The 24,385-nt window shown below is 46.7% G+C and carries 20 protein-coding genes; 10 read left to right on the forward strand and 10 right to left on the reverse strand.

All coding sequences use genetic code 11. The features are described from left to right. Window positions 1–15: 15 nt before the first annotated feature. Window positions 16–1,023: a cytochrome d ubiquinol oxidase subunit II gene (cydB, locus tag R7F07_RS04915; protein ID WP_171343160.1), complete on the reverse strand. Its 1,008-nt coding sequence runs from the start codon at window positions 1,021–1,023 to the stop codon at window positions 16–18. A gap of 28 nt (window positions 1,024–1,051) precedes the next feature. After that, window positions 1,052–2,416 (reverse strand): cytochrome ubiquinol oxidase subunit I, encoded by a 1,365-nt coding sequence (locus tag R7F07_RS04920; protein WP_318110451.1) that lies wholly within the window; start codon window positions 2,414–2,416, stop codon window positions 1,052–1,054. Between the two features lie 136 nt (window positions 2,417–2,552). On the opposite strand from R7F07_RS04920, the gene R7F07_RS04925 reads away from it, so the two are divergent. After that, window positions 2,553–3,986: a PLP-dependent aminotransferase family protein gene (locus R7F07_RS04925; RefSeq protein WP_017820344.1), complete on the forward strand. Its 1,434-nt coding sequence runs from the start codon at window positions 2,553–2,555 to the stop codon at window positions 3,984–3,986. Window positions 3,987–3,995: 9 nt separating this feature from the next. Here R7F07_RS04925 and R7F07_RS04930 read toward each other — a convergent pair whose 3' ends face one another. Next, on the reverse strand, window positions 3,996–4,544 hold the full coding sequence (locus R7F07_RS04930) for a sugar O-acetyltransferase (RefSeq protein ID WP_130546309.1): 549 nt from the start codon (window positions 4,542–4,544) through the stop codon (window positions 3,996–3,998). Between the two features lie 334 nt (window positions 4,545–4,878). Between R7F07_RS04930 and R7F07_RS04935 the strand changes: the two genes are divergently transcribed. Continuing rightward, window positions 4,879–5,745: a mechanosensitive ion channel family protein gene (locus tag R7F07_RS04935; RefSeq protein ID WP_005373258.1), complete on the forward strand. Its 867-nt coding sequence runs from the start codon at window positions 4,879–4,881 to the stop codon at window positions 5,743–5,745. A gap of 98 nt (window positions 5,746–5,843) precedes the next feature. On the opposite strand, the gene R7F07_RS04940 is transcribed toward R7F07_RS04935, so the two are convergent. The 7 genes from R7F07_RS04940 to R7F07_RS04970 all read right to left on the reverse strand — a co-directional run bounded on the left by R7F07_RS04940 (window position 5,844) and on the right by R7F07_RS04970 (window position 13,473). Beyond that, a complete protein-coding gene (locus R7F07_RS04940) occupies window positions 5,844–6,164 on the reverse strand; it encodes a DUF1840 domain-containing protein (protein WP_005373256.1) in 321 nt (106 codons plus the stop codon). Window positions 6,165–6,337: 173 nt separating this feature from the next. Then, the gene (locus tag R7F07_RS04945) at window positions 6,338–7,240 is read right to left on the reverse strand and encodes a hydroxymethylglutaryl-CoA lyase (protein ID WP_171343162.1); all 903 of its coding nucleotides are present in this window, start codon (window positions 7,238–7,240) and stop codon (window positions 6,338–6,340) included. Then, window positions 7,221–9,269, reverse strand: a complete 2,049-nt coding sequence (locus tag R7F07_RS04950) for an acetyl/propionyl/methylcrotonyl-CoA carboxylase subunit alpha (protein WP_171343163.1) — start codon at window positions 9,267–9,269, stop codon at window positions 7,221–7,223. Before R7F07_RS04950 ends, R7F07_RS04945 begins: the two co-directional genes overlap by 20 nt. Beyond that, window positions 9,262–10,044: an enoyl-CoA hydratase-related protein gene (locus tag R7F07_RS04955; protein WP_169628738.1), complete on the reverse strand. Its 783-nt coding sequence runs from the start codon at window positions 10,042–10,044 to the stop codon at window positions 9,262–9,264. The genes R7F07_RS04950 and R7F07_RS04955 overlap by 8 nt, the downstream gene beginning before the upstream one ends. Window positions 10,045–10,149: 105 nt before the next feature. Beyond that, window positions 10,150–11,757, reverse strand: a complete 1,608-nt coding sequence (locus R7F07_RS04960) for a carboxyl transferase domain-containing protein (RefSeq protein WP_171343164.1) — start codon at window positions 11,755–11,757, stop codon at window positions 10,150–10,152. A gap of 114 nt (window positions 11,758–11,871) precedes the next feature. Further along, complete coding sequence (locus R7F07_RS04965; RefSeq protein ID WP_171343165.1) at window positions 11,872–13,041, reverse strand: isovaleryl-CoA dehydrogenase; 1,170 nt, start codon at window positions 13,039–13,041, stop codon at window positions 11,872–11,874. Between the two features lie 45 nt (window positions 13,042–13,086). Further along, entirely contained in the window at window positions 13,087–13,473 is a 387-nt protein-coding gene (locus R7F07_RS04970) for a MerR family transcriptional regulator (protein WP_005373242.1), read from the reverse strand. A 209-nt stretch (window positions 13,474–13,682) separates the two neighbouring features. Between R7F07_RS04970 and R7F07_RS04975 the strand changes: the two genes are divergently transcribed. From R7F07_RS04975 to R7F07_RS05010, 8 genes are all read left to right on the forward strand, one after another. Next, window positions 13,683–14,861, forward strand: a complete 1,179-nt coding sequence (locus R7F07_RS04975; protein ID WP_025767891.1) for a thiolase family protein — start codon at window positions 13,683–13,685, stop codon at window positions 14,859–14,861. 70 nt (window positions 14,862–14,931) lie between these two features. Continuing rightward, complete coding sequence (locus R7F07_RS04980) at window positions 14,932–16,425, forward strand: CoA-acylating methylmalonate-semialdehyde dehydrogenase (RefSeq protein ID WP_047101355.1); 1,494 nt, start codon at window positions 14,932–14,934, stop codon at window positions 16,423–16,425. 93 nt (window positions 16,426–16,518) lie between these two features. Further along, window positions 16,519–17,673 (forward strand): acyl-CoA dehydrogenase family protein, encoded by a 1,155-nt coding sequence (locus R7F07_RS04985; RefSeq protein WP_005373226.1) that lies wholly within the window; start codon window positions 16,519–16,521, stop codon window positions 17,671–17,673. A gap of 49 nt (window positions 17,674–17,722) precedes the next feature. Beyond that, window positions 17,723–18,499, forward strand: coding sequence for an enoyl-CoA hydratase (locus R7F07_RS04990; RefSeq protein WP_017633670.1), 777 nt, complete (start codon window positions 17,723–17,725; stop codon window positions 18,497–18,499). A 10-nt stretch (window positions 18,500–18,509) separates the two neighbouring features. Then, the gene (locus R7F07_RS04995) at window positions 18,510–19,640 is read left to right on the forward strand and encodes an enoyl-CoA hydratase/isomerase family protein (RefSeq protein WP_171343166.1); all 1,131 of its coding nucleotides are present in this window, start codon (window positions 18,510–18,512) and stop codon (window positions 19,638–19,640) included. A 19-nt stretch (window positions 19,641–19,659) separates the two neighbouring features. Further along, entirely contained in the window at window positions 19,660–20,556 is an 897-nt protein-coding gene (gene mmsB, locus R7F07_RS05000) for a 3-hydroxyisobutyrate dehydrogenase (RefSeq protein WP_171343167.1), read from the forward strand. A 9-nt stretch (window positions 20,557–20,565) separates the two neighbouring features. Further along, window positions 20,566–21,324: an SDR family oxidoreductase gene (locus R7F07_RS05005; protein ID WP_005373217.1), complete on the forward strand. Its 759-nt coding sequence runs from the start codon at window positions 20,566–20,568 to the stop codon at window positions 21,322–21,324. A 462-nt stretch (window positions 21,325–21,786) separates the two neighbouring features. Next, window positions 21,787–23,808, forward strand: coding sequence for a tetratricopeptide repeat-containing diguanylate cyclase (locus tag R7F07_RS05010; protein ID WP_031812775.1), 2,022 nt, complete (start codon window positions 21,787–21,789; stop codon window positions 23,806–23,808). Window positions 23,809–24,385 lie beyond the last annotated feature (577 nt).

Genomic DNA, 24,385 nt, shown 5'->3' on the forward strand with positions numbered 1-24,385 from the left:
CTCCTTATCAACTCGTTAATGGTACGCTTCGCCTTCTTTTACTTTTCCGGAGAAGACGTAGTAACTCCAAAAGGTGTAAGCCAGAATGATCGGGATGATGATCACTGCTCCAACGAGCATAAAGCGCTGACTGCTTGCAGGAGCCGCTGCTTCCCATATTGATATGCTAGGAGGAATGATATTTGGCCAGATACTGATGCCAAGCCCAGCGAACCCGAGAATCACGATCACCAATGCCATCACGAAAGGGCTGCGCTCTTTACGCTTTTTAACGGAGTCGGCAATCTTCAAACATACCAGCCCAGTAATGACAGGTACGGGCAGTAAGTAGAACAAATTAGGCAGAGAAAACCATCTTTCCGCAATGGCAGGGTAAGCAAGTGGAGTCCAAGCGCTCACAATGACTAATGCGGAGATCATCGCCAGTAGTGTTTTGTTAGTGAAGCGGTACATCGTGTTTTGCAGTTCACCTTCCGTCTTCATGATGAGCCATGTGCTACCAAGCAGCGCGTACGTTGCGACTAAACCCAAACCACAAAAGATGGTAAAAGGGCTGAGCCAGTCGAGTTGACTACCTACGAAGACGCGGTTTTCCACCGCAAAGCCTTGAATTACCGCACCAACAACGATGCCTTGGAAAAACGTGGTTAAAATCGATCCGACCATAAAAGAGCGATCCCAGAACTTTAAGTGGCTTTCCAATGCTTTAAAGCGAAACTCAAACGCGACGCCACGAAAGATCAAAGCAATCAACATCAACGTCAAAGGGATGGTTAGCGCTTCAATAATTACCGCGTAAGCCATCGGAAAAGCGCCAAATAGAGATGCGCCTCCAAGCACAATCCAAGTTTCGTTACCGTCCCAAACTGGCGCGACACTGTTGACCATGACGTCTTTTTGTTTTTCATCCTTGATGAAGGGCATCAGTATTCCAATACCCAAATCGAAGCCATCCATGATGATGTACATCAAAGTGGCAAAAACGATGATCGCGAACCAAATCACGGATAAATCAAAATGCATATTCTTTACCTTAACTTTGTGACAAATTCTAGATGCGGCCTGAAACGGTCGTCATGTCGTGCTCATCGTGTTCGATTGCATCGGGGCCTTTCTTGATTTGGTGGGTCATGTAGTAATACCCAAAACCAAACACCAAGCTGTACACAACCAGGAAACACAGCAGGCTGATGCTCATTTGTAGGTCTCCGTGTGCAGAAACCGCATCACGCGTTTTTTGTACGCCATACACGACCCAAGGTTGCCGACCAACCTCTGTCGTAAACCAGCCAGCGAGTATTGCGATAAGACCAGATGGCCCCATAAACAATGAAAACTTGAGGAACCAACGCGAAGTATAAAGCGTGTTCTTTTTTCGTAACCATATGCTGTAGAAGCTTTGAAAAATCATCAGAAGTCCTAGCCCGACCATGATTCGAAATGACCAAAAGACGATAGGTGAGTTCGGTCGTTCCTCTTTCGGGAAGTCTTTCAGCGCCGGGATTGGCTCAGTTAAACTGTGGCGTAGGATCAAACTTCCTAAAACAGGAATTTCTAAGGCATAGTCTGTGCGTTCTTGTTCCATGTTTGGCATGCCGAACAATATCAATGGGGTTGGTTTGCCATCGCTGTTATCCCAATGTCCTTCGATGGCAGCGATTTTGGCGGGCTGGTGTTCCAGAGTGTTTAGCCCGTGCACATCGCCAATCACGGCTTGGAGTGGCGCAAGGAACACTAAGATCCCGAGCGACTTCGAAAACATGGTTTTTACCGCAGTCGATTGATTGCCTCTCAATAAATGCCAAGCGGCTGACGCGCCTACAAAGAGTGCCGAACTGACGAAAGCCGCGACGCTCATGTGCGCCAAACGATAAGGAAATGAAGGATTGAAAACGATAGCAAACCAGTCGGTTGGCACCACACGTCCGTCGACAATTTCATAGCCTTGTGGCGTTTGCATCCAACTGTTGGAGGCGAGAATCCAGAACGTCGAAATGATCGTTCCTAACGCCACCATCGAGGTTGCAAAAAAGTGCAGCTTTTCGCCGACGCGACGCCACCCAAACAGCATTACGCCAAGAAATCCGGCTTCGAGAAAGAAAGCCGTTAACACTTCATAAGTCAGTAATGGGCCTGTGATAGAACCAGCGAAGTCGGAGAAACCACTCCAGTTGGTGCCGAATTGATAGGCCATGACAAGACCAGATACAACACCCATTCCAAAGTTAACCGCAAAAATTTTCGACCAGAAGTGATAGAGCTTTTGGTAATCGGGATTACGTGTTTTTAGCCATAAGCCTTCCAGCACGGCGAGATAGGTGGCCAAACCTATGGTGATAGCGGGGAAAATAATATGAAAGGATACCGTAAAGGCGAACTGTATCCGTGCAAGCATAAATGCGTCGAGGCCAAACATTAAACTTCCTTTGATCTTTTAAGTTTTATGAGAGAGCTATTTTAAAAGGAGCGGAATGAGGGAAGTAGGTACAGACAGTGACTATAAACCTATAACAGATTAAATATTGAAGTGTTATTATTTTGAATTCGGCTTTATGGAAGGGGATTTGCGTTTGGCGAAGTATCAAGAGTTAGTGGAACAGCTTAAAAGGCAGATAAAATCGGGGATATGGCATCCGGGTGACAAGCTGCCTTCGCTGCGTCGCCAATCTGAACACTCGGGTTTGAGCTTGATGACGGTGTTGCACGCGTATCAAATTCTGGAATCTCAAGGCTGGGTCACGTCACAGCCGCGATCTGGTTATCGAGTCGCGCCCAATATTAAGAGCTCAAATGAACCCCAAGCGCCAGCCGCGGTTTCGTGGACTGAGCAGGTAGACATCAATGAGTTTATCTTTGATGTTCTGCAGGCGAGTAAAAATCCATCCATGATCAATTTTGGCTTTGCCTATCCAGACCCAAGTTTGTACCCACGATATCACGTGAATCGGGCGATGAGCGCAGCCGCTCGCAATATGCCGATTTCCACGACCTTTGATAACTTACCGCCGGGAAACGAGCAATTACGCACCATCATCGCGAAGCGTTATGCTGCGAAAGGCATTGAAATTTCACCCGATGAAATTGTCATTACGGCAGGCGCGCTGGAGGCGTTAACGCTCAGTTTGCAAGCCTGCACAAGACCGGGAGATTGGGTGGTTGTGGAGTCGCCTGCATTTTATGGTGCATTGCAATCCTTAGAGCGGTTAGGTTTGAAAGCGCTCTCAGTAAGAACAGACCCAGTCACGGGCATTGACCTAGACTCATTGGAACGAGCGCTGCAAACACACGATGTGAAAGCGTGCTGGCTGATGTCGAACTTCCAGAATCCTCTGGGTTTTACGCTTTCTAACGAGAAAAAACAAAAGCTGATTGAACTGACACAGCGATATAACGTGCCAGTGATTGAAGATGACGTGTACAGCGAACTGCATGCAGGGAATGACTCGGTTTATCCACTAAGAATGTTTGATGACACGGGCAATACCATGTTGTGCTCCTCGTTTTCAAAATCATTAATCGCAGGGCTACGTATTGGTTGGGTTGCGGCGGGAAAGCGGGCGCTAGAGGTACAAAAGTTACAGTTAATGAGTACATTAGCGACGAGTGCACCAGTGCAAATGACATTGGTACACTATTTAACAAGCCGCAATTATGAATCTCATTTGAAGCAGTTACGGAAAAAGCTGTTTGAACGTAAAAGTAAGATGACGGTTCTGCTTAGTGAGCTGTTACCTGAAGCAGTCAAAGTGTTAAGCCAAAGCGGTGGGTACTTTATTTGGTTAGAGCTTCCCAAGCATATTGATGCCTTGCCGATATATCGAGAAGCGCTAAAAGGTAATATCAGCATCGCACCGGGAAAGATGTTCAGCCTGACAGAACAATACGATCACTGTATTCGTCTTAACGCTTCTTTTGAGCTCAATGACAAATATGTTCATGCTCTCAATCTGCTCGCTAATATTATTCGCGAGCATTTGGCGAAATAGCGACTTTCTTCAGTTTTTTGGTTTAATGGAGCGCGCCGGATTTCCAACAACTCGATCGCCCGGCGCAACGTCTTTGGTTACGACAGAGCCAGCGCCGACGACGGCCTCATCGCCAATGGTCACGCCCGGCAGTATGATTGCGCCCCCACCAATCCAAACGTTATTGCCAATTGTTACCGGTTTGGCGATCTCATCTCCGGCTAAGCGTCTTTGTGTATCGAGTGAATGAGCGGCTGTGTAAATTTGCACTCTAGGCCCAATCATGACGTTCGCGCCAACCTCAACCTGCCCATTGTCCAGAATAATGGCATCCCAGTTGATGTAGGTGTTTTCTCCGATGGACAAGTGACAACCGTAGGTAAGTTGTAGCGGTGGCTCTATACAGGCGCTGTTTTCTAATTGGACGCCCATTTCTGCCAATAGTTGTCTACGTATATCTGGGTTTGGCTCGTGGTTAAATTGGAAGACAAGCTGCGCGGTTTTGGCGCGCATTAGCTTTAGTTCTTCATCCAGACAATTATAGGTTTCTCCAGAGCGCATCCGAGTCAGTTCTGACATGACAATCATTCCATCAATGTTGTTTGCAATAAGGTGCATAATAAGTGAGAGTGATTCGAAGTGAAAATTTGATGCTTAAAAATCAGAAAGTTATCACTGATTTGCCTTGCGTCTCAAGTTGGTTGATTGGCTCGTTTAGTTCACAAAGACGTACTCCCTAAATGGCTTAATCGGTTGAAGCCAAAGTGGGAAACCACTCGAAGCGTTTTACGTAGATTACTATATAGTTAATAAGAAGAACTTAATTGAGCCGCTTGCGCTATCGATTGGGCTAAAAATATAAGACTTATGCGCTCTGGCTTGCTGGCAACGATGAATCAAGAGTGAGCACTTTATGTTCGAACGGGTCATTTCATTTTTAGAAACAACACTGTTTACCTTTAACGAACAACCTATCACGTTGTGGGCGATATTGATGGTGCCGACATGGGTCATTGTCGCTTTATGGTTATCCAAAATTTTGATCAAAACCGTTACGTCAAGAATGTCTTCATCGGGGAAAGACCCAAACGTGATTCATTTGGTTAAACGGATATTATTTGTCATCGCTCTCGCCATTATTTTTATGACCACACTTTCGATGATAAATGTGCCAATTACCGCGTTTGCCTTTCTGTCTGGTGCCATCGCTATCGGCTTCGGTTTTGGTGCGCAAAACATCATTAACAACTTCATAAGTGGCTGGATTTTGATTGGTGAAAAGCCAATCCGAATTGGGGACTTTTTAGAGGTTGAGGGCGCCAAAGGCACTGTCGAGCAAATAAATACACGCTCAACGAGAATCAGACGAACCGATGGTGTTCATATGCTCATACCCAACAGTCAGTTGATTGAGAACGTGGTGATCAACTGGACGTTATGCGACAGATTAGTTCGTGGCTCTGTCGTCGTCGGTGTCGCGTATGGGAGCGATGTCAAACAGGTTGCAGCCTTAATGGCGGAAGTGACTTCGCAGCAAGCGCAAGTTCTGAGTTCGCCAGCGCCAGATGTGTTTTTTCAAGATTTTGGTGACAATGCTTTGATCTTCGAATCTTATTTTTGGATTAACTCAACGGTTGAGGGCGGTATTCGCTCGGTCGCAAGTGCCATGCGTTTTGAAATCTACGAAGCTTTCGAAAAGCACGGCATTGAAATCGCGTTTCCACAACGAGATGTGCACATTGATGGGCAAATCAAGTTGTCTAGGGAGAGAAACGGATAGGGCGATAAGCGGTATTGGTGTTCTTATCTTGGTGTCGAGTAACCATAGCGAGGCGGTCACAACACGGATTCACCTCGCTAGAAACCAGTTTGAAGGCGTTATTGGTTGTCCCACATGACTTCGCATTCTTCTTTGATTGCTGATTTTAGCAACTCAATCAGTGGAAACGCTCTGCGTCCTAGGCTTACCGCGGGCTCTGCTTGTTCTTCCTCTTCGTCTACATCAGTAGGGAGGTTTTCTTCAGCTGCATTTTTCGCAGATAGAGCAGAAGTTAATCTTGATAGCGCGTCAGGAACATCTTGAGCGGAAATTGATCCCGGCACAGTGCCGCTGTGCCCCATCATTTTGAGCATATCTAATGCAATATCACCAAACATTGTGACGTTTGAGTGGCTTCGACAACGAAATGTTATGAGCATTTACCTGATCCTGCTTTATATGTTCGCTTTGAAACTAAATTGTAGCTGAAATCAGACACTAATTAATGTGATGAAGACCGTTGAGCGTTAAGGTTTTTATGAGTAACAATAAAAAACGGGCACGTACGTCTGCATGCCCGATGAAATACATTACCTGATTGGTTGTTGATGATTTACAAGCTATACGGATCGCCCAGAGCTAATGCGACCCTAGAAGCAGGAGACTTTCCTAACGCACGGCAAATTTGCCAACCCGCTTCATTGATGACGCCAAGGTCAACGCCTGTTTCAATCCCAAGTTGCTCACACAGATAAAGTACATCTTCCGTTGCAACATTGCCACTGGCTCCTTTCGCGTAAGGGCAGCCGCCGAGCCCCGCTACTGCGCTATCAATGGTGTTGATGCCCATTAACAAGGCTTGGTAGATATTGGCTAATGCTTGTCCATAAGTGTCATGAAAATGTACTGCGAGCGCGTCTTTTGGTAGTAGCGTTAACAACGAATCCAGCATGGCGACAACGCGATTAGGCGTTGCTTTACCGACAGTATCACCGAGCGAAATCTCATAACATCCCATATCAAACAACGTATTGGCGACCTTGGTAGTTTGCTCTGGCTTGATTACTCCCTCATATGGACACACCATGGTACAAGACAAGTACCCGCGTACAGGAATGTTGTGCTGGTTCGCCAATTCGATAACGGGTTCAAATCGAGCGAGACTTTCGGTAATGCTGCAGTTGATGTTCTTCTGGCTGAACGTTTCTGAAGCGGAGCCAAACACCGCAATTCGCTTTACACCGCTTTCCAGCGCACGTTCTAACCCTGCGAGATTTGGTGTGAGCGCGCTATAAACCACGTCAGGCTTTTTTGAGATACCAGCAAACACCTGATCGGAATCGGCCATTTGAGGCACCCACCTTGGAGAGACGAAAGATCCCGCCTCAATATGCTTTAAGCCACTGCTGCTTAGTTGGTTAATCAAACGGATTTTATCAACCAGCGTCACTGCCGTTTCATTTTGCAGACCATCACGAGCGCCGACTTCGACGATATTAACCTTCGCTGGTAGCATATTCGCGCTCCTTATCTTCACTGACGTTATCCGATATCAAAGACAAATTCAGCAGTATGGAACCGTGCTGTACTTGGTCCCCGTGCTGATAAAACAATTCGTCGACTGTTGCTGCGACCGGAGCCGTGATGGTGTATTCCATTTTCATTGCTTCGAGTACCAAAAGCGGATCGCCCGCCGCCACTTCGTCACCTTTAGCCACCATAACTGCTGAAATTATGCCGTTGAGTGGTGCGGTTGGACTTAGTTCATCATCTACATCTTTTGCAGAGTCAAAGTTAGGTTGATGAGCGAACGTGCGCTGCTGACCAAGATAAAATAGTGTTGTTCTTTGTTCATCGCTAAGTGCATTAAAGGTGTAACGCACATTATCAATATCGACGATAATCTGGTTGTCACTTTCAAGCAGGATGACCTGATGCAGCTCCTCACCACATCGGACAGTGAAGTGAGATCCTGTATCTTGCGATGATTGTTGCAAACGTACCTGATGGTTGGCATTGGCATCCGTGAAGTTAAATCGGTAAACGTTGTCAACTGACAGTCTAAAACCTCGTCTGGTTGGCGCGGGTAACGTTGAGCTGTCTGATTTTGAAATGAGATCATTCCGGTGAGCAACCGCCGCCAATGTAAGCCAGATTGAATCCGACACGTCTTGCTGCTCATTTATGCCTTGTTGATGTGTTACGAGGAAACCTGTATCGAGCTCAATCTCGGCAAAGGCTGGCTGCGAAATAATACTGTGCAGATAACCAATGTTTGTCGTTACTCCACGTACGTGATATTGAGTTAACGCCTGCTTAAGCTGCTTTAGTGCGATATCACGAGTTTGCCCCCAGACGATCAGTTTGCTGATCATTGGATCGTAATATTCGCTGATGCTATCGCCTTGGGTAACACCACTATCAACGCGTACGCGCGCTAGGCGCACATTACTGTCTGATACGGGTTCTTTTAAGTAGTCAATGCGGCCAGTCGACGGCATAAAGTCATTGTCTGTATCTTCTGCGTAAATTCGCAGCTCAATTGAATGGCCGTCGTGGGTGATTTCAGATTGCGAAATAGGTAAATGCTCGCCAGCTGCGACTTTGAATTGCCACTCCACCAAATCAACGCCGGTGATCAATTCAGTGACAGGGTGCTCAACTTGCAGACGGGTGTTCATCTCCATGAAGTAGAATTGACCTCGGCTATCGAGTAAGAACTCCACCGTGCCAGCGCCAACATAGTCGATCGCTTGAGCGGCCTGAACCGCAGCTTCACCCATTTGTTTACGCAGTTCATCACTAAGACCGGGAGCTGGTGCTTCTTCGACTACTTTTTGGTGACGGCGTTGAATGGAGCAATCGCGATCAGAAAGATAGACACAGTTGCCATGTTGGTCAGCAAATACCTGAACTTCAACGTGGCGAGGCTGCAATATACATTTTTCGATTAGAAGCTGCTTATCGCCAAAGCTTGAAAGTGCTTCACGCTGCGCACCGTCGATGGCCAGAGGCATTTCGGCTGCGCTATTGACCACTCGCATGCCTTTACCGCCGCCACCTTGTGTTGCTTTAAGCATCACTGGGTAACCGATTTTTTCCGCTTCCGCTAATAAGTGCTCTACGCTGTTGTCTGTGCCGTGATAGCCGGGAACCAAGGGCACGTTCGCCTCAGACATGATGGCTTTGGCTTGCGACTTCGAACCCATTGCTTCAATTGCGCTGGTGGAAGGGCCAATAAAAACAATGCCATTTTCGCTGCACGCTTTCGCCAGTTTCGGGTTCTCGGAAAGAAAACCATACCCAGGGTGGATAGCATCGGCTTGCCATTTTTTCGCAGCGCCGATAATCGCATCGATATCGAGATACGATTCACTCGCCGGAGCGGGGCCAATGAATTCAGCGAAATCCGCTTGTTTAACATGTAAGCTGCTGCGATCCGCTTCGGAATAGACGGCAACCGTCTCGATAGCCATGCTTTTTGCGGTTTTAATGATTCGGCAGGCAATTTCACCGCGGTTTGCGATCAGTATTCTTTTAAACATGATTCCTCCAATTGGCGGCGCGCTTTTCAAAAAATGCACTCAGTCCTTCTTGTCCTTCTGCGGACACGCGGGCGGTTGCAATAGCTTGGCTGGTGTATTCAATTAATGAATGCTCGATAGGTTGATTGTCACAACGTAAGCAGAGCGTTTTTGCTGCCTGCATGGCTTGTGGACCGTTGTTGAGCAGGTGATCAATGGTGCGATTGACGGCTTCACGTGGTTGAGCGTCTATCTGATGAAGAATACTCATCGATAGCGCGGTTTCGGCATCAATCAGTTCCGCGGTTAAAAAGTAGCGTCGGCTCTGTCTTTGTCCAATCGCTCGGATTACGTAAGGTCCGATGGTGGCGGGTAACAAACCGAGCTTCACTTCACTCAAACAGAAGCGACTTTCAGGTGTACCGATAGCGATATCGCAACAGCAGATAAGCCCAAGTGCGCCGCCAAATGCAGCGCCATGCACCATAGCAATAGTCGGTGTGCTAAAGGTATCCAGCGTATGCAAAAGTTTTGCTAGTTGCTGTGCATCTTGCAGGTTTTCACCCTCGGTTTTGGTTGCCATTGACTGCATCCAGCCAAGATCCGCACCCGCAGAAAAGTGTTTACCTTGGGCCGTTAGTACCAATGCACGTAGAGAGTCGTCTCTATCAAGTTTTTCCAAGATTTCGATAAGTGAAGCAATTAATTCATCATTAAACGCGTTATGTTTCTCTGGTCGATTGAGGCTCAACCAAGCAACGCCATTGTTGTCTTTTTCGAGCAGTAGTCCGGTCATGTGACTTCCTTTGTCTGACATTTCAGTCTGTATTCCAATACTCGCTAACCGTTACTTGTATAAACATCGGTATTCGCGAGGAGTTAAGGCTTGCCTTGCATCCGACTACATGCGGAAGATGCCAAATTTACTGTCTGATATTGGCGCATTAAGCGCAGCAGACAGAGCAATGCCGACAACATCACGGGTTTTGGCGGGATCAATAATGCCGTCGTCCCACAAACGAGCACTGGCGTAGTATGCATGGCTTTGAGTCTGATATTGCTCCGCAATTGGACGTTTGAACGCTTCTTCTTCCTCTACGCTCCAGCTTTCACCTTTGCGAGTTTTGATATCGCGGGTCACTTGCGCCATCACGCCAGCCGCTTGCTCTCCACCCATGACGGAGATGCGCGCGTTTGGCCACATCCACATCATGGTTGGATCATAAGCGCGGCCACACATGCCGTAGTTCCCTGCGCCATACGATCCACCAATAACCACGGTAAACTTCGGCACGTCTGCACACGCAACAGCAGTTACCATTTTCGCACCATGTTTGGCGATGCCTTCGGCTTCGTACTTCTGACCGACCATAAAGCCCGTTATATTCTGCAAGAAAAGCAGAGGAATTTTGCGTTGTGCGCACAGCTCAATAAAATGCGCGCCTTTTTGTGCTGATTCTGAAAATAGAATGCCGTTGTTAGCGACAATGCCAATCGGCATACCGTGAATATGGGCAAAGCCACAGACCAAGGTTTCGCCGAACAGGGCTTTAAATTCATCGAACTGGGAATCATCAACAATTCGGGCAATGACCTCTTTAACATCAAACGGCTTTTTGAGATCGGTTCCGACGATGCCGTACAGCTCTTGGGCAGGAAAACGTGGTTCCTGTGGTGCTTTTTGCTTGAGTTGAACGGGTTTCAAGTGGTTAATTTGAGAAACGGCTTGTCTTGCCAACTCTAACGCGTGGTGATCATTTTCTGCGTAATAGTCCGCCACACCAGAGGTGCGACAATGAACGTCTGCGCCTCCAAGATCTTCCGCGCTGACTTCTTCACCTGTCGCTGCTTTTACAAGAGGTGGACCTGCCAAAAAAATCGTGCCTTGTTCTTTGACTATGATGGATACGTCGCACATGGCAGGAACATAAGCGCCGCCAGCGGTACATAGCCCCATGACCACCGCAATTTGTGGAATGCCTTTGGCCGACATACGGGCTTGGTTGTAGAAAATACGGCCAAAATGGTCTTTATCTGGGAATACCTCATCTTGGCGGGGTAGGTTAGCGCCGCCAGAGTCGACTAAGTAAACACATGGCAGTTGGCATTTTTCTGCAATTTCTTGTGCTCTTAAGTGCTTTTTCACGGTGAGTGGGTAGTAACTGCCGCCTTTTACCGTCACGTCGTTCGCGACGATCATGCACTCGGTGTCATCAATCACACCAACACCCGCTACTACGCCCGCGCATGGAACGTAATCTGGATACACATCCCAGCCAGCAAACTGACCGATTTCTAGAAAGGATGAACCAGGGTCGAGTAGGGCAAGAATGCGCTCACGAACCGGAAGTTTACCTTTCTTCTGCTGATGGTCGCGGGCTTTCTCACCGCCGCCATCTTCGATTTGCGCAGTCACGGTATAAAGTTGATCTACAAGCGACGCCATAGAGCGGTAGTTTTCCTGATACTGCTCGGAATGGGTATTAATATTGGTCGTCAAACAAGCCATAAATAGCCGATCTCCATTCGGTAGACGGGTGTCACTACCCGTCTTTATTTAGGTTGAATAAGATTTAGATTGAATAAGGAAGTTGTTTCGAGTTAGAACGCCTAGGTATGACTATTAAGCGCTTTCGTTAAACAATTCGCGACCAATAAGCATGCGGCGAATTTCTGAAGTGCCCGCACCGATTTCATACAGCTTGGCATCTCGCAACAAACGGCCCGTATCAAACTCGTTGATGTAGCCGTTACCGCCAAGTAGTTGAATCGCATCCAGTGCCATCTTGGTTGCCAGCTCTGCGCTGTAGAGGATCGCGCCAGCAGAATCTTTACGGGTGGTTTCACCCCGATCACAAGCGGCAGCGACGGCGTAAACATACGCTTTAGCGGCATTCATTTGTGTGTACATATCCGCAATTTTTGCTTGAACTAGCTGGAATTCACCGATGGATTTACCGAACTGTTTACGGTCGTGAATGTAAGGCACAACGATATCCATACACGCCTGCATGATGCCAAGTGGGCCGCCTGCAAGCACCACACGTTCGTAGTCGAGGCCGCTCATCAATACTTTCACGCCTTGGTTTTCTTCGCCGAGAATATTTTCCGCAGGGACTTCGCAGTTTTGGAAGACCAGCTCACACGTATTCGAGCCGCGCATACCCAACTTGTCGAGTTTTTGTGCTTGAGTAAATCCAGGGAATCCGCGTTCCACAATAAATGCCGTGATGCCTTTGGAGTGCTGGCTTGGGTCGGTTTTTGCGTAGACAACATAGGTGTGTGCATCAGGGCCGTTGGTGATCCACATTTTGTTGCCATTTAATAGGAAAATATCGCCTTTACGTTCGGCTTTAAGCTGCATAGAGACCACATCAGAGCCGGCGCCGGGTTCACTCATAGCAAGGGCGCCGATATGTTCACCGGAGATGAGCTTAGGTAGGTATTTCTCTTTTTGCGCTTGTGTGCTGTTACGGTGGATTTGGTTGACGCAAAGGTTGGAGTGAGCGCCGTAACTTAACGCAACCGAAGCGGATGCTCGGCTGATTTCTTCCATAGCGATAACGTGGGCGAGATAGCCCATGCCTGCACCACCAAACTCTTCGCTGGTGGTCACACCTAAAAGACCCATGTCACCTAATTTGGACCAAAGATGGTTTGGAAAGTCGTTAGTTTGGTCGATAGATTGCGCTAGCGGCGCAATTTCTCTTGCAGCAAAACTATTGATTTGCTCGCGAAGCAAATCGGTATTTTCGTCATAAACAAAGTTCAGGGAAGAGTAGGTAGATTTCATTGCGTGTCCTTGCCTTTACGTCACCTACATCCCAGAGTTGAGGTGTTAGGTGACTTTTTCGCCTTTCATGGATCTCAGTGTGTTTTGGCATCGCAACTGCGCAGCATTTAACTCCATCATTACCGCTTGAATGTCGTTTGCTTGCTGTTGCAATGCTGCCTTCTTCTCTTCGATCAACCGAATCATATAGTTCAACTGCTCAGTACTTTGATCGGTATCGTAGAGTTCAAATAACTCTTTGATATCTGCAAGAGAAAAGCCCAATCGCTTACCTCGCAAAATCAGTTTTAGTCGAATTCGATCACGACCATTGTAGATTCGAGTGTTGCCTTTACGTTCTGGAGTTAGGAGACCTAAATCTTCGTAGAAGCGAATGCTTCGAGTAGTAATGTCGAACTCTTTCGCGAGCTCGCTGATCTTAAATGTGTTCATTCCTTAACCTTACGACTTTCGTATAACATTTACATGAATATACAATTCGTTAACGTTAAAGTAAACAAACAACATCCACTCTTGAGCCTTGATATCACTCGCATTTACTCGAAATCAAAGAATCACTCGAACAAACAATAACCTCAAACTTGACGTTAACGTAAATGTTAGTATAGTTATGACGTAAACGTCAACAAAAGGTTAATGGAATGAAAAATGAAACATGGATTGTTGCCGCTAAGCGAACGCCTATCGGCTCTTTTCAAGGTGCATTAGCTTCAACAGATGTCACGGAACTCGGTGCGAAAGCCATTCAAGGGGCGCTAGCCGAAAGCCAACTCGATGTGCACAAAATAGACGAAGTGTTGATGGGGTGCGTTTTACCCGCCGGTGTGGGGCAAGCGCCTGCAAGACAAGCAAGCCTTAAAGCTGAAATGCCACAATCGATTGGTTGTACGACACTGAACAAAGTTTGTGGATCGGGTATGAAAACCGTGATGCTGGCATATGACCTTATTCAATCTGGTAATGCGCATGCTGTCATCGCTGGTGGCATGGAAAACATGTCGTCTTCTCCTTATCTATTAAAGAAAGCGCGTGATGGTTTCCGTTTAGGTCACGAGCAAGTGCTTGATCACATGTTTTATGACGGGTTGCAGGATGCCTACCAAGGCGAGCTGATGGGTGTCTTTGCAGAACAGACGGCGCAAAAGTATCAGTTCAGCCGTGAAAGTATGGATGCCTGGGCGCAACAGTCGTTGACTCGTGCGCAGCAAGCAATCGAACAAGGTTTGTTCAAAGAAGAGATCGTGCCTGTTAACGTAAAAAGTCGACGCGGCGAAACCTTGGTTGTAGATGATGAGCAACCGAGCAAACTCGACGTCACTAAAATTCCTACCTTACGCCCTGCGTTTGCCAAAGATGGCGGCGTAACCGCAGCAAACTCTAGTTCCATTTCGGATGGTGCGTCGGCAATGATCTTAGTCGATAGTGAGTTTGGTCGTCAGGAAAACCTTCAGCCTCTAGCCAAAATTGTCGCGTACAGCACGCATGCAAGACAGCCTGATGAGTTCACCATCGCACCAGTCTTCGCGATTGAATCGCTGCTGGAAAAAACGGGCTGGGACAAATCAGACGTGGACCTTTGGGAAATCAATGAAGCTTTTGCTGTCGTGACTCAATACGCGGTGAAAGCTCTCGAACTGGACGAGAGCAAAGTGAACCCTCGCGGAGGGGCTTGTGCGCTGGGGCATCCAATAGGCGCAAGTGGCAATCGAATCCTTGTCACTTTGATTCATGCGCTAAAACAAACTGGTGGTAAGCGTGGCGTTGCATCGCTTTGTATTGGCGGCGGCGAAGCTACCGCTATCGCGATTGAAATCTGCTAAATCACTCTCAACAAAGTTTCACTTACATAACAGTAGTTAGTAACAAGCTGAAAAATACAAGGATGTCATCATGACAGAACAAGTAAAGCAGTATATCGGTGGTGAATTTGCCATCTCCGATTCAAAACAATGGCTAGATGTAACCAACCCGGCAACCAACGAAGTGATTGCACAAGTACCTTGTGCCACGGAATCGGAAATGAATGCGGCGATTGCCAGCGCAACAGAAACGTTCAAACGCTGGAAAGAAGTTGCAGCGCCGGAGCGTGCTAGATTGATGTTGCGCTACCAACATTTGCTAAAAGAGCAACACGATGAGTTGGCGATACTGCTTTCAAGTGAGACAGGCAAAACCCTCGCGGATGCAAAGGGTGACATTTGGCGTGGGATTGAAGTCGTAGAACAAGCGGCGAACATTTGTAGCTCAATGATGGGCGAAACGGTTGAGAATGTCGCAACCAATATTGATGGTTACTCTTACATTCAACCGCTCGGTGTTTGTGCTGGCATCACACCGTTTAACTTCCCTGCGATGATCCCATTGTGGATGTTCCCGATGGCGATCGCTTGTGGCAACACCTTTATTTTGAAGCCGTCAGAGCAAGTGCCACTAACGGCAATGAAACTGGCGGAGCTGTTTGAACAAGCTGGCGCACCAAAAGGCGTATTGCAAGTTGTTCACGGGACCAAAGAGCAAGTCGACCGCATTCTGACTGATCCAGTTGTTCGTGCGATCTCTTTTGTTGGCTCTGTGCCCGTTGGTGAGTACATCTACAAAACAGGTACAGACAACCTGAAACGCGTGCAGTCATTTGCAGGTGCTAAGAACCACATGGTCATCATGCCGGATGCAAACAAACAGCAAGTCATCAATAACCTAGTTGGCGCGTCAGTTGGTGCTGCAGGCCAACGCTGTATGGCGATTTCGGTTGCCGTATTTGTCGGCGAAACCAAAGAATGGATTCCAGAGCTTAAAGAGGCGTTAGCTCAGGTTCAGCCTGGCGCGTGGGATGATGAAACCGCCGGTTATGGTCCGCTGATTAGCCCTCAAGCGAAGCAGCGAGTGGTGAATCTGATTAATGAAGGCAAAGCGTCAGGCGCGAATTGTGTTCTGGATGGAACAGACTGCCAAGTGCCTGGCTTCCCGAACGGTAACTGGGTGGGGCCAACACTGTTTACCAACGTGACCACAGACATGTCGATTTATCAGGAAGAAATTTTCGGGCCTGTGCTGTTAACTATGGAAGTGGATGACCTAGATGAAGCGATTAAACTGATCAATGCAAACCGCTTTGGTAATGGTACGTCTATTTTTACGGCGAACGGCGCTGCCGCGAGAAAGTATCAACACAATATCGAAGTAGGTAACGTAGGCATCAACGTGCCGATTCCGGTGCCATTGCCATTTTTCTCATTTACTGGGTGGAAAGGCAGCTTCTACGGCGACCTGCATGCTTACGGTAAACAAGCGGTTCGCTTCTACACCGAGACGAAAACTGTCACCGCGCGTTGGTTTGAAGATGACATTCCAAGCGGTCCAAACATGACCATTCAACTTAGCTAATTACTGGATTAGCGACACCTCTAGCCAAGCGCCACCGTTTAAGTGGGCTTGGCTCGGATACAAATGCAACGAATTAGAACTTAGGACTTCAAGATGGATTTTGAATTAAACGAAGATCAACTCGCGTTTGCCGAAGTAGCAAAGCAGTTTGCAGACCAAATGTTAGCGCCTCATGCGGCCGAGTGGGATGAAAACCATCATTTCCCTAAAGATGTACTGCGTCAAGCTGGTGAACTTGGTTTTCTGAGCATCTATACGCCGCCAGAGCATGGTGGCTTGGGGTTATCTCGTTTGGATGCGGCGATCATTTTCGAGCAGTTGGCTATGGGTTGTACCGCGACTACTGCGTTTATGACCATTCACAACATGGCGACGTGGATGATCACCAGCTTTGCCAAAGCCGAAGTGGCGCAGCAGTTTAGCGCGGATCTAATTTCGGGTGAAAAGCTCGCTTCCTACTGTTTAACCGAACCTAATGCAGGCTCTGACGCCGCTTCACTGACGACCAGTGCAGTGCGTGACGGCGATGAGTTTGTCCTGAATGGCGCAAAAGTGTTTATCTCTGGTGCGGGTGATACGGACGTTCTTGTCGTGATGGCGCGTTCGTGCGGCGAAGGAGCGGGTGGCGTTTCTGCATTCGTTGTTCCTGCTGATTGCGAAGGCATTAGCTACGGTAAAAAAGAAGCCAAAATGGGTTGGAACTGCCAGCCAACTCGCATGATTACCTTCGAAAATGTTCGTATTCCGGCTGACTATCTGTTGGGTGAAGAGGGAGAAGGCTTTAAGTTCGCCATGCTTGGCCTTGATGGTGGTCGAATCAATATCGCTACTTGTTCCGTCGGTACTGCGCAACAAGCACTGAACGAAGCCAAGCAATACATGAACGAACGCAAACAGTTCGGCCGTTCACTGGCGCAATTTCAAGCGTTGCAGTTCAAGCTTGCTGATATGGCGACTGAGCTGGTCGCTGCGCGTCAAATGGTGCGACTCGCTGCCGCTAAACTCGATGCCCAGCACGCAGAAAAAAGTGCGTACTGTGCCATGGCAAAACGCTTTGCTACTGATGTGGGCTTTAAAGTCTGCGATCAGGCGCTGCAAATTCACGGTGGCTATGGCTACATCAAAGAATATCCAGTCGAGCGCCATTTCCGAGACGTTCGTGTTCACCAAATCCTTGAAGGTACCAACGAAATCATGCGTCTGATCGTCGCAAGACGATTACTAACGGAAGGCGTTGAGCTGCTTTAGTCAGCGAGACACAGCCTTACCTAAAGAAATTAAAAAGGACTGAAAGATTATGACGGCACAAATCAAATTAGAGCGCGAAGCGCATATTGCCAAGCTCACGATTAGTAATCCGCCAGCGAACACTTGGACGCTTGAGTCTTTGAATCAGCTAAAAGAGTTGGCAATTGAACTTAGTAATGATCGCTCTATTTATGCGTTGGTTTTAACAGGCGAAGGCGAGAAATTCTTTTCTGCTGGAGCAGATCTTAATAACTTTGCATCGGGTGATAAATCACAAGCAGCAAACATGGCGTTCGCATTTGGTGAAGCGTTTGAAGCGCTTTCTGCATTCGATGGGGTTTCTATCGCAGCGATTAATGGTTACGCGATGGGCGGCGGTCTGGAAGTGGCGATGGCGTGTGACATTCGTATCGCAGAAGAACAAGTACAAATGGCACTTCCTGAAGCATCGGTAGGTTTGTTGCCGTGTGCGGGAGGGACGCAAAACCTGACCGCGTTGGTAGGTGAAGGTTGGGCGAAGCGTATGATCCTGTGTGGCGAGCGTGTGACGGCCGAGCGAGCGGAAAAAATTGGGTTAGTCGAAGAGGTGGTGGCGAAAGGTCAAGCACTCGAAGCGGCTATGGAGCTAGCACAGCGTGTTGCAGGTCAATCACCGAAATCTGTGTCTGCGTGCAAAACGCTAATTCAAGGTCGACGCAGCCAAACTCATGCAGCTGGATTGGTTTTGGAGCGTGAACTGTTTTTGCAGCTGTTCAATACACAAGATCAGACTGAGGGTGTGAATGCGTTTTTGCAAAAGCGCAAGCCACAATGGACAAACAGCTAGCGGAGGCCAAATGACAGGTACAGTAAATGTTTCAAAACTTGAGTGCGCTGATGGCTCTGTTATTGGTGTGCTAGAGCTTGATAACCCAGCAGCTCTCAACGCGTTGAGTTACGTGATGATTGAGAAGTTGTACAAACAGCTTAATGAATGGCAAACGGACGACAGCGTCATCGCGGTATTCTTGCATGCTCAAGGTGAAAAAGCGTTTTGTGCTGGTGGTGATATTCAAGCGATCTACCGTGCACTTGAAAACAAAGAGCAAGACTTTGATTCTGCGTTTTCAGCGATGGAAACCTTCTTTGACCTCGAATATCGCTGTGACCATCTTATTCATACTTATCCAAAACCGATCATCGCGTGGGGACATGGTTATTTGATGGGCGGGGGAGTTGGCCTGTTTATGGGTGCCAGCCATCGCGTAGCAGAAACCACCACACGCTTTGCAATGCCAGAGATTAAAATTGGCCTTTACCCAGATGTAGGCGCGACGTACTTCCTAAACCAGTTGCCAAAACATTTGGCACTTTTCCTGAGTTTGACAGCTTGCCAAATTAACGCAACAGATATGAAAGCGTTGGGGTTAAGCCAATGGATTGCACAGCCAGAAAACAAGCAAGTGCTGCTGGATCTGCTTGCATCGGTAAGTTGGAAAGGTGAAGCGAACATCAACGAAAAAATCGCCACTACGCTGCGTTCGGTACACGTGGACGAGCCAACCGAAGGGATGTTGATGCCCTATGCGGAATTGATTGAGCAGTTATGTTCGGGTGACTTAGCGTCAATTGTTGATGCAATCAGCCGTGCTAACGTTGATAGCAAGTGGTTCGTCAATGCGCAAAAAGCACTGAACTATGGCAGTCCGTTGTCGCTCAGTATCACTTATCAGCAGTTAACGCAGTATCAAAAACTCTCTTTGAAAGCGTGTTTTGATATGGAATTTAACCTAACACTACGTTGTGGCTTAGAAGGTGATTTTAGAGAAGGGGTTCGTGCGCTGATTATTGATAAAACCAATCAACCGACTTGGCAACATCGCACGGTTTCTGACGTAACGCCACAAGTTTTGGAGCGCTTCTTCTCGCCAATTGACTCAGCAGAATACCCACTGACCGCATCGTCGGTAGCTATAGCGGCACTTTAGTACAAGGAAGAAATACGATATGGACAAAATTGCATTTATTGGCCTTGGTAACATGGGTGCGCCTATGGCTAAGAATCTACTCAAAGCGGGCTTGAATGTCGAAGTATTTGATTTGAACCTAAGCGCAGTTGAGGAGTTGACCGCATTGGGCGCTTCAAGTGCCGATTCCGTTCAGCAGTCAGTACAAGGTGTGGAGGTGGTTGTCACTATGCTGCCAGCGAGCCAACACGTTCAAAGCGTTTATCTTGGTCAAGATGGCATCTTAGATAGCGTCGAATCAGGCACCTTGCTGATTGATTCATCCACCATCGATCCTACGACTGCTCGTTTGGTTGGCGAAAAAGCATCGCAACTTGGTATCAGTTTTGTTGATGCACCAGTATCTGGTGGCGTTGCGGGCGCAGCAGCAGGTACGTTAACTTTCATTGTTGGCGGCTCACAAGAGAACTTTGTTCAAGCCAAAGCGGTGCTTAGCCACATGGGTAAAAACATCTTCCATGCTGGTGATGCTGGAGCTGGTCAGGTGGCGAAGATCTGCAATAACATGATGTTGGGCATTTTGATGAGCGGCACCTGTGAAGCACTCAATTTAGGGATGGAAAACGGACTCGATCCCAAAGTGCTTTCCGACATCATGTTGCAAAGTTCAGGACGTAACTGGGCGCTAGAGCTTTATAACCCTTGTCCAAGTGTGATGGAAAATACGCCTGCAAGCAATGGTTATCAAGGCGGCTTTATGAGCCAGTTAATGGCTAAAGATCTGGGTCTTGCGATGGAAGCGGCGGTTGCCAGTCAAACATCAACGCCAATGGGCAGCTTGGCTCGTAATCTGTTTAATTTTCACAACGGTCAGGGCAACGGGCAAAAAGATTTTTCAAGCTTGTTTGAGTTCTACCAAAAGCAAAATCAGGCCTAAGGAGCGCTTATGGAGTTAGCAAATAAGGTCATTGCGATCACGGGGGCAGGGCAGGGGCTGGGTAAACAAATGGCACTGTCACTGGCGGAAAATGGCGTTCATCTTGCGCTTATCGACCTCAATTCAGATCAACTGGCTGAAACGAAAGCGGAATGTGAATCTCTCGGCGTTACCGCTCGTTTTTATGTGACGAACGTGACTGACGAACAGCAGGTGTGCACTGCTTTTGAGCAAATTGAGGCAGATTTCAAGCAGCTCAATGGCGTTATCAATAACGCAGGTATTATGCGTGATGGTATGTTCATTAAAGTCAAAGATGGTCAGGTTAACACGATGTCGCTGGAACAATTTCAGTCTGTTCTAGATGTGAATGTAACAGGCACTTTCCTGTGTGGCCGTGAAGCGAGCAAGGTAATGCTGAACACCGATAGCAAAGGGGTTCTGATCAACATATCCAGCGTTGCGCGTGCCGGGAATATTGGTCAAACCAACTATTCAGCATCTAAAGCGGCGGTAGCCACCATGGCAACGGTGTGGGCGAAAGAGTTAGGGCGTTTCGGAATTCGCTCAGTGGCGATTGCTCCGGGTGTCATCAAAACTGCCATGACAGACCAAATAAAACCTGAAGCGATGGAACGTTTAATCGGAATGATTCCGGTTGGACGTTTAGGTTTGGCGGATGAAATTTCATCGACCATAAAATACGTGTTAACCAACGAATTCGTGACCGGAAGAGTGTTCGAAGTCGATGGCGGAATGCGAATGTAACCCCTTCTGCAACATAAAAAAGGGGAGCGAGTTTGATTGTCCGCTTCCTTCCATTTTCTCCTTTCTTTTATTGCTTCTATCTGAAAAATGTATTGGATGCATCGTCGACTGCTATCTCATCGAACGGTATAAAAATTGATTCTATTTCTAATGTGAATGGTTAGTTCTATATTGCTTGTCATGTAAATGTATCAACTCACAACTAAGACGATCTTTTGTCTCACTAACGAGATCGTCATTCTTGGTGTGTAAAAAACACTCTTATTGGTCATATTGTAACCGAAAACTATTTCGGCATCTAAAGATGGTGATTTATTATTCAGCGCAAAATACATGGGAATATGAGGCTGACTGAATAACCTTCAGTTGTCTTAATAATAAATAATCAGAATTCTCAATTACACTGAAGTAACTACCCATTAGGGAAGAGCAATAATGTCACTATTTCATTCGCTTAGGACGATGCCGCTATTATTGGGGTGTCTGTGTTTTTCTGTTCAGGCCTCCACAGAAAAGGTGGAACAGGAAGGTAAGTTTTTACAGTCGTTAGAAGGCATCGAAAATCAAATTTACGCATTACCTCAGAGTTCTTTAGCTTTGATTGAAGCGTTAGAAGAAGAGTCTTTACTACAAAACCAACCAACAGCGCTGTTGGTGCGTTACTGGCTTGCCAAGGCCACGGTTTTAGAGCTGCTAGGGCGCGTAGAAGAGAGTCAGAGTGTCGTTCAAAAAGGATTGGAGCTTGTGCGTCCACAGAGCCATGAGTATCTCCTGTTTAAGTTGATTCAGATGCGAACTATGGTTGGAAAGAGCGATATCGATACCGCGCTTTCTGCGTTGGATAGCTTGTTGGAAACATCGCGTGAGAATGGTGATAAGCAACTTGAATCAGAAATCCTGTTGCTAAAAGGACGCTATTACGATGAGCAAGGTGAGTTTAAAAAATCCTATGCTGCACTTATGTCGTCCATGGATGTGGCTGAATCTTCAGGTGTTCACGGGCTGGTCGAACGTGCAGCACTAGAGCTAGGTGACGTACTTGTCAAAATTCAGGGTTACGACCGATCTGAGGCGCTTTTGGAACAAGCATATCGCTATTTTAGGGATAGGCGTATGTCGTTCAATGAGTTGTTGAGCGTTTTGACGATAGCGAAACTTCATAAAGCACAGTTCCAATACGAAGAGGCGATAGCGTCATATCAGCGAGCGTTAAAGCTGGCTCAAATTATCGGTGATGGACGCTTTAGATTTCGAGTTAACCTTGAACTTGCAGCTTTATATCGCGAGACGAATCAAGAAAAGAAGATGGTTAACCACTTGAAGCTGGCGGAGAATTTACAGTACAGAGAAACGTCTAGCGCGTATTTGGCAACATTTAAGTTGTTACAAGCCGAATATATGTTAGAGCAGCAGCAATTTGAAATACTTTTAGCGATGATCGCGCCAATGCTGCCGGAGATTATAGAGAGTCGATACGTCAAGCAACAGCAAATGGAGCTACTAAAAGTCGCCGCTATGGCCTATGCGGGGAGCAATGACTTTAAACTAGCATTCGAAACTTACGGTAACTATCACGATAAATTTATCCAATTTAGTAATCAAAGAGAAGTTGAAAATCTTGAGCGCCAGCAGACGTTATTTGAATTGGAACGACTTGAATATGAGAACGAAGATCTCAACTGGAACAATGTGTTGCAGCGTATGGAGCTAGAAAATAACCGTCGTACTTTTTACTTATTGGGTGAAGCGCTACTTGCGCTCATCGGTGTTCTATTTTTGATGGCGGTAGTATTTCTCGTCGTCAATCGCTCGCGTTTGAGAATGCGTCGCCTCGCAAAGACAGACACATTGACAGGGTTGTTCAATCGCCGTTTTTTAGAGGACTGGTTCACTAAGCCAGTAGAAGTGAGGCGTGAGCGAAAAGAGAAACCGGTACCTCAATCTAAGCAAGAAAAGATACAACACTTTGTTTTTGAGCAAGTCGAGCAAGTTAAGTACGGTTATCTAGCTTTAAATAAATGGGTAGATAGCAAACTCGATAAACAGAAAATGGTGCCAAATAAACCACAATCGGGGCCAGTAACTTTAGCGTTAATCGATGTGGATTATTTCAAGCAGGTAAATGATACCTATGGGCATGTGTTTGGAGATACCGTACTAACGGGCGTTGCCAAAGTGTTGGAGGAAACTGTACGTGAGAACGACATTGTTGCTCGCTTTGGTGGGGAAGAGTTTGTTGTTGTTATGCCCAATACAGACCATAAAAACGCCCTTATTACTGCAGAACGTTTACGTAGCGCTTTATCCCTACATGGCTTTGTTACGGAACAGAAAGAAGAAGTGAGAGTGACCTGTAGTTTTGGAGTCGTTACCACTGAAGATAATGAGATGAGTTTTAAATCACTTTGCGATCAGGCCGATAAATTGCTTTATCAAGCGAAAGCGAACGGACGCAACTGCGTGAAAGGTCGCTCGCTAGCGTAACAGAAATCAAGAGTTCAGGCTCATCGCACGATGAATCTGAACTTATCCGTCCCATTTACTTTGATAGCCAAGTGACTTTGAGATCCTTGCTTCGAATATAAAACGCTGAATCTAACATCTTAAAGTCACTTGGCGATATTACTTAAAAATGGCTTAAGGATATCGAATCGCATATTCATGGCGTTCAATATAACCTCTCTCTTTGCCTTCTTCACCTTCAAAGTGCGAATGCCACTTGTGTCTACAAAACTATAACAAACTAGTGTGTCTATTCTTTGTACAAATAAACCGTGTACAGGTGAAATGATTAGTGGTCGATATAATTTTTTTGTGGCACAGATTTTTGTTGTTCAAAAATCAACTCGTTCATAATCGTTTTAAAAATAGAGTAAGAGTTAAGTATTTGATTTTGTTTTTCTTGTTTGTTTGTTCTTAAACTAAAATCTAGTTATCCCGACAAGTTCTTACCGAGCGATTTTTCGTACACCCTCAACTTTTCATCCTTTTTTACTAACATTTTTCTTTAAAAATAATTTGAGTTCGAATTAATTTTCAGGCATTTTATATTTAACTAACC

The organism is Vibrio sp. YT-16, assembly GCF_033337405.1.
Taxonomy (GTDB): Bacteria; Pseudomonadota; Gammaproteobacteria; order Enterobacterales; family Vibrionaceae; genus Vibrio; species Vibrio alginolyticus.

Coding starts and splice junctions, on each gene's coding strand:
- R7F07_RS04990 (WP_017633670.1), top strand. CDS start 17,723: ATGACGGCACAAATCAAATTAGAGCGCGAAGCGCATATTGCCAAGCTC.
- R7F07_RS04950 (WP_171343163.1), bottom strand. CDS start 9,269: ATGTTTAAAAGAATACTGATCGCAAACCGCGGTGAAATTGCCTGCCGA.
- cydB (WP_171343160.1), bottom strand. CDS start 1,023: ATGCATTTTGATTTATCCGTGATTTGGTTCGCGATCATCGTTTTTGCC.
- R7F07_RS04925 (WP_017820344.1), top strand. CDS start 2,553: ATGGAAGGGGATTTGCGTTTGGCGAAGTATCAAGAGTTAGTGGAACAG.
- R7F07_RS04965 (WP_171343165.1), bottom strand. CDS start 13,041: ATGAAATCTACCTACTCTTCCCTGAACTTTGTTTATGACGAAAATACC.
- R7F07_RS04930 (WP_130546309.1), bottom strand. CDS start 4,544: ATGTCAGAACTGACTCGGATGCGCTCTGGAGAAACCTATAATTGTCTG.
- R7F07_RS04960 (WP_171343164.1), bottom strand. CDS start 11,757: ATGGCTTGTTTGACGACCAATATTAATACCCATTCCGAGCAGTATCAG.
- R7F07_RS04920 (WP_318110451.1), bottom strand. CDS start 2,416: ATGTTTGGCCTCGACGCATTTATGCTTGCACGGATACAGTTCGCCTTT.
- R7F07_RS04935 (WP_005373258.1), top strand. CDS start 4,879: ATGTTCGAACGGGTCATTTCATTTTTAGAAACAACACTGTTTACCTTT.
- R7F07_RS04940 (WP_005373256.1), bottom strand. CDS start 6,164: ATGCTCATAACATTTCGTTGTCGAAGCCACTCAAACGTCACAATGTTT.
- R7F07_RS05005 (WP_005373217.1), top strand. CDS start 20,566: ATGGAGTTAGCAAATAAGGTCATTGCGATCACGGGGGCAGGGCAGGGG.
- R7F07_RS04985 (WP_005373226.1), top strand. CDS start 16,519: ATGGATTTTGAATTAAACGAAGATCAACTCGCGTTTGCCGAAGTAGCA.
- R7F07_RS04995 (WP_171343166.1), top strand. CDS start 18,510: ATGACAGGTACAGTAAATGTTTCAAAACTTGAGTGCGCTGATGGCTCT.
- R7F07_RS05010 (WP_031812775.1), top strand. CDS start 21,787: ATGCCGCTATTATTGGGGTGTCTGTGTTTTTCTGTTCAGGCCTCCACA.
- R7F07_RS04955 (WP_169628738.1), bottom strand. CDS start 10,044: ATGACCGGACTACTGCTCGAAAAAGACAACAATGGCGTTGCTTGGTTG.
- R7F07_RS04970 (WP_005373242.1), bottom strand. CDS start 13,473: ATGAACACATTTAAGATCAGCGAGCTCGCGAAAGAGTTCGACATTACT.
- R7F07_RS04980 (WP_047101355.1), top strand. CDS start 14,932: ATGACAGAACAAGTAAAGCAGTATATCGGTGGTGAATTTGCCATCTCC.
- R7F07_RS04945 (WP_171343162.1), bottom strand. CDS start 7,240: ATGCTACCAGCGAAGGTTAATATCGTCGAAGTCGGCGCTCGTGATGGT.
- R7F07_RS04975 (WP_025767891.1), top strand. CDS start 13,683: ATGAAAAATGAAACATGGATTGTTGCCGCTAAGCGAACGCCTATCGGC.
- mmsB (WP_171343167.1), top strand. CDS start 19,660: ATGGACAAAATTGCATTTATTGGCCTTGGTAACATGGGTGCGCCTATG.